At 35.5% G+C, this 11,329-nt stretch carries 10 protein-coding genes and 1 pseudogene; 2 read left to right on the forward strand and 9 right to left on the reverse strand.

The window, feature by feature from the left end; all coding sequences use genetic code 11:
• Nucleotides 1–27: 27 nt before the first annotated feature.
• A pseudogene (locus tag COD11_RS25535) lies at nucleotides 28–922 on the reverse strand (AraC family transcriptional regulator).
• Between the two features lie 107 nt (nucleotides 923–1,029).
• On the opposite strand from COD11_RS25535, the gene COD11_RS25540 reads away from it, so the two are divergent.
• On the forward strand, nucleotides 1,030–1,968 hold the full coding sequence (locus COD11_RS25540) for an EamA family transporter (RefSeq protein WP_098799697.1): 939 nt from the start codon (nucleotides 1,030–1,032) through the stop codon (nucleotides 1,966–1,968).
• A 102-nt stretch (nucleotides 1,969–2,070) separates the two neighbouring features.
• Here the strand turns inward: COD11_RS25540 and COD11_RS25545 are convergent, their stop codons facing one another.
• From COD11_RS25545 to COD11_RS25570, 6 genes are all read right to left on the reverse strand, one after another.
• Complete coding sequence (locus tag COD11_RS25545; RefSeq protein WP_098799698.1) at nucleotides 2,071–2,988, reverse strand: aldo/keto reductase; 918 nt, start codon at nucleotides 2,986–2,988, stop codon at nucleotides 2,071–2,073.
• A 198-nt stretch (nucleotides 2,989–3,186) separates the two neighbouring features.
• Nucleotides 3,187–4,029, reverse strand: a complete 843-nt coding sequence (locus COD11_RS25550) for an aldo/keto reductase (protein WP_098799699.1) — start codon at nucleotides 4,027–4,029, stop codon at nucleotides 3,187–3,189.
• 134 nt (nucleotides 4,030–4,163) lie between these two features.
• On the reverse strand, nucleotides 4,164–4,937 hold the full coding sequence (locus COD11_RS25555; RefSeq protein ID WP_098799700.1) for a PHP domain-containing protein: 774 nt from the start codon (nucleotides 4,935–4,937) through the stop codon (nucleotides 4,164–4,166).
• Nucleotides 4,938–4,948: 11 nt separating this feature from the next.
• A complete protein-coding gene (locus tag COD11_RS25560) occupies nucleotides 4,949–5,770 on the reverse strand; it encodes an energy-coupling factor transporter transmembrane component T family protein (RefSeq protein WP_098799701.1) in 822 nt (273 codons plus the stop codon).
• Nucleotides 5,745–7,469: an ABC transporter ATP-binding protein gene (locus COD11_RS25565; RefSeq protein WP_098799702.1), complete on the reverse strand. Its 1,725-nt coding sequence runs from the start codon at nucleotides 7,467–7,469 to the stop codon at nucleotides 5,745–5,747. Before COD11_RS25565 ends, COD11_RS25560 begins: the two co-directional genes overlap by 26 nt.
• The gene (locus COD11_RS25570) at nucleotides 7,466–8,350 is read right to left on the reverse strand and encodes a DUF8171 family membrane protein (RefSeq protein ID WP_098799703.1); all 885 of its coding nucleotides are present in this window, start codon (nucleotides 8,348–8,350) and stop codon (nucleotides 7,466–7,468) included. Before COD11_RS25570 ends, COD11_RS25565 begins: the two co-directional genes overlap by 4 nt.
• A 196-nt stretch (nucleotides 8,351–8,546) precedes the next feature.
• Between COD11_RS25570 and COD11_RS25575 the strand changes: the two genes are divergently transcribed.
• Entirely contained in the window at nucleotides 8,547–9,380 is an 834-nt protein-coding gene (locus COD11_RS25575) for a MurR/RpiR family transcriptional regulator (protein ID WP_098799704.1), read from the forward strand.
• Between the two features lie 47 nt (nucleotides 9,381–9,427).
• Here COD11_RS25575 and COD11_RS25580 read toward each other — a convergent pair whose 3' ends face one another.
• Both COD11_RS25580 and COD11_RS25585 read right to left on the reverse strand, forming a co-directional pair.
• Complete coding sequence (locus COD11_RS25580) at nucleotides 9,428–10,081, reverse strand: 2OG-Fe(II) oxygenase (RefSeq protein WP_098799708.1); 654 nt, start codon at nucleotides 10,079–10,081, stop codon at nucleotides 9,428–9,430.
• 210 nt (nucleotides 10,082–10,291) lie between these two features.
• Nucleotides 10,292–11,005: a 2OG-Fe(II) oxygenase gene (locus tag COD11_RS25585; protein ID WP_098799705.1), complete on the reverse strand. Its 714-nt coding sequence runs from the start codon at nucleotides 11,003–11,005 to the stop codon at nucleotides 10,292–10,294.
• Nucleotides 11,006–11,329: the final 324 nt, after the last annotated feature.

An 11,329-nucleotide genomic window follows, 5' to 3' on the forward strand; every position in this document is an offset into this window, starting at 1 on the left:
TCTTTTTAGATAAAAGAGAGTAATCTTTTACCGTTGTTCCTTTAGCTTATATTTTTTATATGCCAAAGGCGTCATGTTCGTTGTTTTTCGAAATTTATCAATGAAATAACTTGTGCTGTTAAAGCCTACTTGATAAGCAACATCTGTTACATTTAATTCAGTTTGTTGAAGTAAGATAAAACTCTTTTGAATTCTATAGTCGGTTACATAGCTTAGAGGCGTTGTTTTTAAGGTTCGTTTAAAATAACGGCAGCATTCCGAACGACTTAATTGACCTGCCTTGGCGATATCATCTAATGTTAATTTTTCAGCAAAGTGAGAATGAACATAGTTTAGCATTTCCTTCATACGTTTATTTTTTTGAACCTCTACCTGATCATACTCTAATTTGAACCCGTTAATGATGAGATTTTTCCATAGCGAAGTTAAGGAAATAGTTATTTCCATTTCATAGTACGGTGGTTTTTCATGTATTAATTGGTTGATTTTTAAAATAGCCTCTAAAATATTCCCCCCCCCAAAGCTCTTCAGTTTTCAAGGGTAAATATGATAGATTGGTTGCTCGTATATAAGGAGAAACATAGGTTGCAAAGAGCTCCTGCGGTAACACAAAATGTGGAGAAACATTCAAACAAATATAAACACACCCTGAATGATTCTTATCCTCGGCCATATGCAAGCATTCACTATTTATAAACAGCCCCTCTCCTTCACTTATGCTTAAACTTTCTTCATTTATTTGAAAAGTAGCTTCTCCTTTTACAATAAAAACAAATTGAAGTTCTTCATGCCAGTGAAGAGGAATATATCCGTTTATATTTTTGTTGATTGTTGTTTCATAGCACGCTACAGGTAATTCAACCGTTCGGTGCGTGGTAAGTTCTTTTAAGCTTTGATCAATTTCAAAATTTTTTATTTGCACGTCATCACCTCAATATTGTTATATTTTTTGATTCAATTTAAGTATATTCCGTTTATATTATAGCTTATTATTACACTATTATTATATTTCGAGGTGATCAACAAATAATGAATTCATCTTCAAGAAAAATTGGATACTTGCTTGTTATAACAGGGGCAATCTTTTGGGGTGTTGGAGGTACAGTTGCACAAAAGCTATTTCAGCAATATGCCATCGATGTTAATTGGCTCGTTACTACAAGATTGCTTATTGCTGGTATTTTACTTTTATCTGTTCAGTACTTTCGTAAAGATCGGTCACAAATACTAGCGGTGTGGAAATCAAAAAAAACAGCCATACAACTATTAATTTTTGGGATACTTGGTATGTTAGCCGTTCAATACACATACATGGCCTCAATTAAATATGGAAATGCAGCTGTTGCCACCCTCCTACAATATTTAGCACCAGTTATGATTATTATCTATTATATTTTTCGAAAACAAACTGTCCTGACAAAACAGGATACCACGACTGTTTTTCTTGCTTTAATAGGCTCATTTTTCCTATTAACAAATGGTTCCTTTTCTCAATTGTCTGTCCCTCCACTTGCGGTAATTTGGGGTATACTATCCGGTTTAGCACTAGCATTCTATACATTATATGCTGTTCCTTTACTTAAAAAATTTGATACATTAGTCATTGTAGGCTGGGCTATGATCATAGGTGGCTTAGCGTTAAGTATCATCCACCCACCCTGGAAAATCGAACTAGCAACTTTACCATTTGAGGCCTATCTTTACTTTCTTTTTGTCATAATCTTTGGCACAATGTTTGCCTTTTGGTTTTATATTGAAAGCTTACAAAGTCTTTCCCCAAAAGAAACAAGTCTTTTAGGTAGCATAGAACCACTTGCAGCTGTTATCACCACAGTCATCTGGCTAAAAGAACCATTTGGAGCTTTTCAATGGATTGGTGCATTTAGTATTATCGGTATGATTTTGTTATTAGCGTTGGGAAAAAAGAATTCTGCGGCTGTTGAGGTTGAAGAAGTGAAGGTTGGTTAGTAGGTGGGGGAGTGCCTGTCACTCCCCGAATTTTGTCAAAAAAAAAAGCACCCTTCAGTCAATAAAGACTTTAGGATGCTTTCTTTTATACCTACATATTCATTATGGAAGCACATTACCAGCAGCGCGGAAAATACTATACCATTCCTCACGAGTAAGCTTGATGTCACTGGCTTTCACGCAATCCTTTAATCGACCTTCATTCATTGTACCGATAACAGGCTGCATTTGAGCTGGGTGACGTAATAACCATGCAATTGCAATCGTTGTATTGCTTACTTCATATTTTTTCGCGATTTCATCGATTTTTTGATTTAATTCTGGGAACTTTTCGTTTCCTAGAAATACACCTTCAAAAAATCCAAATTGAAACGGTGACCATGGTTGAATGGTAATATCGTGCAATCTACAAAACTCAAGAACACTAGCATCTCTATTTACAGCAGCTTCATTTTCCATATTCACATTAAAACCGTTTGAGATCATCGTCGAGTTTGTAATACTTAATTGCAGCTGGTTCGCAACAATTGTTTGTTTAACTGACTTTTTAAGCAATTGAATCTGCATTGGATTTTGGTTAGAAACACCAAAATGACGTACCTTACCTGAGCTTTCAAGAGTGTCAAAAGCCTCAGCTACTTCTTCTGGCTCCATCAAAGTATCCGGACGATGAAGAAGCAAAACATCTAGGTAATCAGTTTTTAAGCGTCTTAAGATTCCATCAACTGATTCTAAAATATGATCTTTAGAAAAATCGAACATTCCATTACGGATACCGCATTTGGATTGTAAGATGATTTTTTCACGAACATCATCGTTCATATGAATCGCATCAGCAAAAATTTCTTCACATTCTCCTCCACCATAAATATCGGCATGATCGAAGAAATTTGCGCCCAATTCCATTGCTGTTTGGACGAAGTGCTCTGCCTCATTTCTTTCAAGTGAATTAATACGCATACAGCCTACTGAGACAACAGGGACGTCTAATGTACTTTTTCCAAGTTTCATTGTCCTCATGAATGGAAATCCTCCTTTAAAAAACTGCTTTATAATGTTGGTTGTCTAACAAGTTATGTAATCTTGGATATGTATCCTTACCGATTTTCCCACATCAGGATAGCGTTTACAAGGAAACAGTGTTTTCCTTGTAAACTTTTAGAGCCTAGTTAAAAAAACTTATATAGTACCCTTATAGAAAAATGTAGCACCTACCTATTAAAACTCCTCATACACAGCAGGATCTTGATTATTAATTCTACCATCAGGTTGAGTTAACTCTAGAATCATATTCATTTCAGACTCATCCAGAGAAAAGTCAAAAATGGAGATATTCTCAAGTTGTCGTTTTTTAGATGCTGATTTAGGAATACTAACTGCCCCTAGCTGATAGTGCCAGCGTAAAATAATTTGTGAAACCGATTTGTTGTGATTGTTAGCAATCTCTTTTAATCTAGAATGTTGTAACACGTCATTAGCTCGTGCTAACGGGCTCCATGACTGAATTTGGACATTATTTTCCTCATGCCATTTTCTTAGTTCAGCCTGATTAAAAAACGGATGTAGTTCGATTTGATTAATGCTTGGCTTCACTCCTGTTTCTGTTTCGAGACGTTCAATATGTTCTGGTAAAAAGTTACAAACACCAATTGAACGAATTAACCCTTGTTTTTTGGCATCTATTAATGCCTGCCACGCCTCTACATATAGATTTTGCTTTGGATTTGGCCAATGTATTAAATATAAATCATAATAATCAAGATTGGCACGGTATAACGACTCTTCAATCGTCGTAATAGCTTTTTCATATTCCTGATAGCGTCCCGGAAGCTTGGACGTAATTCGTAATTCTTCTCGTGAAACTGAACTGCGTCTAACAGCTTCACCGACAGTTCCTTCGTTTTCATAATTATAAGCAGAGTCAATCAGTCGATAGCCAAGGTCATCTATCGCATTTTGTATAGACTTTATACCTTGATTGCCTTTAAGTTTATATGTTCCTAACCCGATTACCGGAAGGCTACTACCATCATTAAGGGTTATATTCGGAATTGAAACCATACCTAATCACTCCTATTCATTAATAGTTTTAGGTTACCATATTTTTCAATAAGACTCATAGTATTTGAATTCGTTCTAGTAATTAAAAAACCTTATCCAGCCTTTGGACAAGGTTCTCTACTATATGATTCTATTTATTCAGCAAGCTCTTTTTCCTGCAACAACACCTGTTTTAATAATTTCTTTACAACAGTTGCTGCTTTTACTTTTAAATACAAATCTTCTGATGTATGTATCTGATAGTCTCCAGCGATGATGCACTTCTGTAAGTCTCCAACCGTATTGCACTCCATCTTGAGTTCATTATAAACACTGCCGTATTGAAAATATTGATGTGTATCACTTCCACCTACCACCGGCAACCCTATCTCTTTAGCAAAAGAATTCAGCTTAGAGATATATGCTTCCACTCCTTGTGCATAAAGATCTTTTCCATTAAGATCAAAAGCATCTAATCGGTGGAGCTGTTCTTTACTTAGATGATATAAAGGTGTGCTTTCTCGGAAAGCATGGGCACCAATTTTTAATACGGGATAACGATCTGCCAAATCCATAAGCTGATCAAATGGAATAAAGTGCTCTTCTATTAGATGACTTTCTAAATGACTTCTAATTTCAATTACATCTTCACGATCACCGATCAGCAAGATGTGACCAGTTTCTTTAATATCTACTTCAATGCCCGGAAAAAGCTTGAATCCCTCCACATCATAATAACCTTGTTGATAGGAATAGTGTTGATCTAGATAATCATAAATATCATAAAAACGAGTTGTATTAAAATGCTCTGTCATAGCAACTGCATTTAACCCAATAGCTTTCGCTTCCTTCATCATTTCTCTAAAATAATCCGGCATAAACATTGATTTTTTTGAAATTTTAACATGACTATGAAAATCGATTTTCATGTTATCCTCCTTTATTTGAATAGACTACCTACCATAAACAAACTCACGATATACAAGAATGAGAATGCAAGAAAGCTATAATCTAACACCCCAATCTTTAAATGTGCCAACTTTAACTTTTTTACCTCTGGACGATTAAATGCATAAAAGCTTCCCTTTGTTTCAAGTGCCTCTACGGTTGTTCTTGCTCTTTTTGATGTGCTTAACAATAATGGATAAAACGACAATACCGCGATTTTTGCGAAATAAACAATGTAACGCCAATAAAGGAATCCATGTTTTTCCGGTGCTTTTCCTCGTAGGCGAAATGATAGAAACACATGATGATATTCTTCAAGTAAACTTGGCAGCATTCGGTAACCATAGGCAATGCTAAACGAAACTTGACCAGGCACTCCAATTTTTAGTAAGCCATTACTTAATTTTTCCGGATCCATTGAGCAGAAAACAGTAATACTTGCTAAGGAAATAACCGATAGCTTTAAAGTCAAAATGACTAATGGGAGAATCACATGACTATCTCCACCAAAAAACAAAGAAGCAATTAATAAATATCCCCCTTGTCCTAATAGCCCTAAGCAAAGAATAAAGATAACCAAGGGTGTTACTTTTGACATAATCGTGGTAATGACCATAAAAATAAACAGGCCTGCCAAAATCACTTTATTATGAACAAACCAGGGAGCGATTCCAAAAAACAGATACCAAATAAAGAGAGTTCTAGGATCCAGCTTAGCTAAAAACGTATCATTATTTGCGTAAGCTGTATTTAGCATTTCAATCTTTATCTGTTCAACTGAGAGTTTTTCAGATAATTTCCGAGCATATTCCATGTACAAGCTCCCTCCTATCAAAAGCTTGAATAAAATCATTCACTGTATACGCAAGTGGTGATAGATTCAACCTTCTACTTAACTCTACGATCTGCGGAGGAACAAGTCCCGCTTGCTTAAGTAATTCACTATTAGAAAAAACAGATTCTCGGGTTCCATCATGAAGAATTTTCCCGTTATTTAGCACGATAATTCTATTTGCACATTCGGCCACTAATTGCATATCATGCGTAGCAATCATTACTGCTCCCACCTGCTCTTTTAGAGAAGATATAAGTTTTGTAATATGTTTCCGAGTAGCAATATCCAAATTAGCCGTTGGTTCATCAAGTAGAATAATCGAAGGTTCCATCGCCACTCCAATCGCTAATGATGCTCTTCTTTGTTGTCCTCCACTCATTAATCGGCTGTCTTTTTCTTGTAAATGTTTTAATTCAAATTGCTCTATCACTTTGTCAACGACTTTGTCATATCCAGGAACTTTCCTAGCTTTTAAGTAAAACTCCACATCTTTTCGAACACTATCCTCAATAAACATTTCCTCAGGATTTTGATAGATATAAGTAACAATGTCTGCGATTTTCTCGGGTGAAAGTTTGCGAGTATTTAACCCCTTAACGGAAACATCTCCTTGCTCCGGCTTTACAAGTCCAGTGATCAACCTCATTAAGGAAGATTTGCCAGCCCCGTTATTACCAACTAACGCAACAATATCTCCATGAGAGATTTCTAAGTCAAGATTAGTTAACACTGTCTTTTGTGTTCGATTGACCATCTTATATGAAAAACTTACATTTTTAAATTCTATCAGCTTACTTTCGTTGTTTTTCTTTTGCAAAGATCGCTCTAAACTTAAATCTGATTTCTGTGGGACAGGAAAAAATTGAATAGCCTCTTCTATTGTGACAGGTAATTTTCTTTGCTCTGACTGAGCTAATTGATAAGCTGCCTGTGTGACCTGTGGCGGATAAATTTGACTCTCCATCAATAAATTTACATGTTGTAATGCTTCTTTTGTCTGCTTTTTCCAGACCACTTTTCCTGCGTCCATTAATACAACAGAATCACAGTAATCAGCAATAAATTCTGTATGATGTTCAATAACAATAATCGTTTTTCCGTGTTCTTTGTTTAACTTTTTTAAGATTTCATAAACCTCTTTTGCATGAAAAGGATCAAGCTGTGCAACAGGTTCATCAATGATTAAGATGCTTTGATCTAGGGACAGTGCACCAGCTAATGCTAAAAGATGCTTTTGCCCCCCACTTAACTGCCAAATATATTCCTTTTCAAATGGACTTAAACCTACTAAATGAAGAGCACGCCTACCTCTTTCTTTATAATCGGGATAGCCAAAATTAAGCGGCGCAAAGCAAGCTTCCTCCAATACACGTGGGCAAACTAGCTGATTTTCAAAATCCTGATAAACATATCCCACATCATGTGATAAATCAGCCACTTTATATTCGGTCGTAAGCAGCCCATTCACGAACACCTTGCCCTCAAAATCACCTACATAATAATGTGGAATTAAGCCATTTAACAATTTACACAGTGTTGATTTCCCACTACCATTACTTCCAATAATCGCGGTAAATTCTCCGCTATTAATAGATAAAGAAACACCCTTTAAAACTGGATGTTCCCCACCTGGGTATTGAAAGGTAACAGAATCAAGCATAATTTGATTTTTTATCATGAAGGAATCCTCTCACTTTGATCCTCATTTGAACGTTTGTTTTTATTTTTACTTCTCATGACAATAATTGTTATTGCTGCTACAATCGCGGCAACAGCTATACTTACCCAGTTAAACCAATCACCAAAAGTTCCGATAAAATCAGCTTCCCATTCCACGTTAAAGCCTGCTTCTGAAAGATATTCAAAAAGAAAGGCTGAGCATGCCAGGAGGATGGAGATCGCAATCAATCTAGGTCCAATGAGTTCTTTCATAGAATATTTCGTTTTATTGTTTCTTGGTTTCATTCCTAATAGAGGCTCAATTTTCCCATATAATCTAGGCACTAAATATAAGGTCGGTAATAAGGCAAATAAAATGCCAGAGAAAAGCACATCATTTAAAAACGAAAACCCTTCGATAACAACAACACTTTCTGCTAAGCCAGGTACTGTTTCCAATTCTTCAATCCCAATCCAAACCTTGGCAATATCAACCGTACAGCTAATGGCCTGATGGATAATCACACCGAGTATCGCTGCAGTACCAACCTGCAGTTTATTTTTCGGGTCATTTACTAATGTACCAGCAATAAACATAGCTAGAGAGAAGCCAATGAATTTTTCCAATTCACCAAACCCTCCAAACTGCCCTAGCATAATTTCCCCAAAAATAACTTCACCCAACGATGCTCCTATCGCGGCATATAAAGGATGAAACAAAATACATAAAGTTAAAGGAATAAATGCAAAATACTCAATTGAAAATTCTACCGGTCCAACATTTACAGAAGGGACAAGCTCCGTAATCATATTGGAAAGACCATATAGCGACATAGACAAAATAAAGACCATCATTTTTTGTGACTGTGTTAATACATATCTTTCTTTCATCTGACTCATTTTTCCTACCTCCTTCTATTTGATTACCTTTATCTTAAGGTAGCAACTTTAACCAAATATGGTAGGAATGTAAAAGTGATGTAAAAAAATTAATATTTTCTAACAATTTGTAAAATTTCTTTCATTTAGTACGTTATCATGAAAGATTGTGTTAAGATATCTCCAGCCAATTTTCCATGAAAGGAATAATAATATCTTGATCACTTTTAACTGGGATACAAAAATGATGTCTCCAAGTCAATACAAAATTGCTGATTATATTCAAAAAAATACCCAGCTTGTCCTTTTATCAACTGAACAAGAAATTGCTAATGCCGTAAAAGTTAGTATTGCATCTGTCTCTCGTTTTTGGAGATTAGTAGGGTATAAAAATTTCAAAGATTTTAAAACACAAATGAGCCTTCAACTTGAAGTATCACCTGCAGGAAAGATGAAAAATGTGATGACTAGAGTTGAAGGCCAAGAGCTACAACATCATACTTTAGATCGGGCCGTTACTCATTTATTCAAAACAATGGAGCAATTTACTGATCAGTCTTTTCAGCAAGCTGTTAATACACTCAGAAGAGCTTCAACAATCTATTTACACGCACCAGGTCCTTCTCTAGGACTCGCAGAATTAATGGACTACCGATTATCTCGTTTTGGAATGAATCTACATACGATGAGGAAATATGGAAGTGAAATATTTGAAGATCTGATGCATATAACAAACGAAGATGTTGTCGTGTTATTTGGCTTTATTCGGCTGCTACCCGAAGCAAATGTTATTCTAGATTACAGCAATCAAGTTGGCTACAAAACAATTATTATTACAGATCAGCTCATATCTGAATTTTCCACTAAGGGGGATATTGTCCTTTTTGCTAGTAGAGGAGATTCAAGAGAGTTTCACTCAATGATCGCCCCGATGTTCATTGTTGAAAATCTAATTATATCTCTCGGAATGAAAGATAAAGAAGTTAACTTGTCCCGACTTGAACAGCTTAGTCAACTAAGAAAACGATATTCAGCTGAGTTGCCAAGATAAAGCAAAAAAGCGCACTTATACAAATGCGCTTTTTTCTTTATTTAAATCTATTCTTTCACTCGTTTCCTTCTCATCCATTGTGTTGCTGCCCATTTATCTCCAACAATAACCGGAGCTCCACCGTGAAGAGTTAACTCATTTAATGTTTGATTATCATAGAAATATTCAAAGTACACAGCCATCCCTTTTTGAGGAGAAACCGAAAGATTCAGCTTAGGAAAGTACGTTTCCCCGCCTTCTTCTACATCATTTAAGTACATAACAAGTGTGCTAATTCTAGGATTACTGACAGGTCTACTTGCTGAAGCAAAATAATCATAATGTTCCTTATACTCTTGGCCGATTTGGTAGTTCAAAACTTGCAGGCCTTCACCATGCTCATAAGGAATGTTCATAATTTGAGCGATTCTTTTTTCAATTCTTGTAACAAGCTCATATTCTCCATCCTGAAAGAACATACTGCTACTTGTTCTTAGTTCATCTAATTCACGTGAATTTCCAATCTTTGAACGACGCATTCTATCTTTGGATAACCTAATTAGTTCATCACATTCTTCATCGCTTAAAACATTTCCTAAAACGGCGATTAGGGGTTCCTCTAATCGTGCAATGATCTTAATTTCCCGATCATCGGTCATAATTTTATTACCAATGTGATTAAAAATAGATTGTTCTTTAATCGTTAATTCATTAGCATCCATTGTCAACTTTCATCAACCTCTTATTATTTAATTTTTAAAAATTAGATTATGTTGTTAGAACACGCATTATATTGAAATCACCAGATGAACTTAAACCTTTTCATTCAAGGAGAATGTTAAGATTGAATTAATTTTACACCTAGCATTTCAGCTTTTCTACTACTTTATTATACATTTTCAAAATGTTTTTCTTTACTAGTTTTAGGCGTTTTATTTTGAATCATGAAAGATAATTCCTAGTCCAAAACGCTCTCCAGATGTTATTGTACTTACTCCGTGCCGAACTTTGTTTTTATAATATCCTTTCTTACCAAGAGCAGGTCTTTCATTTGTTGGAAAAATTAATGCACTACCTTGATCAAGTGTAATAACATGGCCTCTGCTCTGAGCACGTGGAATTTGTTCAACTAATAAAGATTCACCTCCTGTATAATGTTCATCTCGTTGATTTAAGATGAAGACCACTTGAAACGGAAAGAAAACATCTCCATATAAATCCTGATGTAAGCAGTTAAATCCCCCTTCTTCATATTTTAAGATTAAAGGAGTTGGCCTCATTTGCTCATGTTCCTCACATCTTTTAATAAACTCCTGCAGTTCTGCTGGATATTGTTCTGGTTTCTTTAAGTATCCTAACCATCGATTCGCTGTCTTTGCTAGCTCAGGATAAAAAGATTCTCTTAAACTTTGGATCATATCAGGCAATGGATAGGTAAAATATTTATACTCACCACTCCCAAAGCGATATCTTTGCATATTAATAGTTGTCCTATATAATTCTTCCTCATGATAAATTTGAATGAGCTGCTCACATTCTTCTTTTGTTAATAGTTGTGGAACTTTAGCAAAGCCTTGGTTATCTAATACTTGTTGAATTGACTGCCAATTTAATTGTTCAACTCGTGATTTTATGTCATGAAGCATATTAGACCTCCTTGCACTCTTTACATATAATGGTATTTTTAACTAAATTTGATTCTTTTATGTTTAATTATTGGTAGGAAGGCAAATATCTCATTTTTCTGACTCAATTCGGCCAGTATTGAGACTCACTTTGACTGCTCTCTCTTTTTTCTGTCCCAATTCTGCTACTATCGAGAAACACTTTGACTTGCTCACTCGTTTTTTGTCCCGATTCTGCTACTATCGAGACACAACTTTGTTGCTCACTCTTTTTTTTGTCCCGATTCTGCCCCTATCCAGACACAACTTTACTGCTCTCTCTTTTTTCTGTCCCCATTCTCCCAC

Origin of the sequence: Bacillus sp. AFS040349 (genome assembly GCF_002577655.1) — a bacterium.
In the GTDB taxonomy this organism is placed as follows: domain Bacteria; phylum Bacillota; class Bacilli; order Bacillales; family Bacillaceae; genus Metabacillus.

Coding starts and splice junctions, on each gene's coding strand:
- COD11_RS25540 (WP_098799697.1), top strand. CDS start 1,030: ATGAATTCATCTTCAAGAAAAATTGGATACTTGCTTGTTATAACAGGG.
- COD11_RS25545 (WP_098799698.1), bottom strand. CDS start 2,988: ATGAGGACAATGAAACTTGGAAAAAGTACATTAGACGTCCCTGTTGTC.
- COD11_RS25550 (WP_098799699.1), bottom strand. CDS start 4,029: ATGGTTTCAATTCCGAATATAACCCTTAATGATGGTAGTAGCCTTCCG.
- COD11_RS25555 (WP_098799700.1), bottom strand. CDS start 4,937: ATGAAAATCGATTTTCATAGTCATGTTAAAATTTCAAAAAAATCAATG.
- COD11_RS25560 (WP_098799701.1), bottom strand. CDS start 5,770: ATGGAATATGCTCGGAAATTATCTGAAAAACTCTCAGTTGAACAGATA.
- COD11_RS25565 (WP_098799702.1), bottom strand. CDS start 7,469: ATGATAAAAAATCAAATTATGCTTGATTCTGTTACCTTTCAATACCCA.
- COD11_RS25570 (WP_098799703.1), bottom strand. CDS start 8,350: ATGAGTCAGATGAAAGAAAGATATGTATTAACACAGTCACAAAAAATG.
- COD11_RS25580 (WP_098799708.1), bottom strand. CDS start 10,081: ATGGATGCTAATGAATTAACGATTAAAGAACAATCTATTTTTAATCAC.
- COD11_RS25585 (WP_098799705.1), bottom strand. CDS start 11,005: ATGCTTCATGACATAAAATCACGAGTTGAACAATTAAATTGGCAGTCA.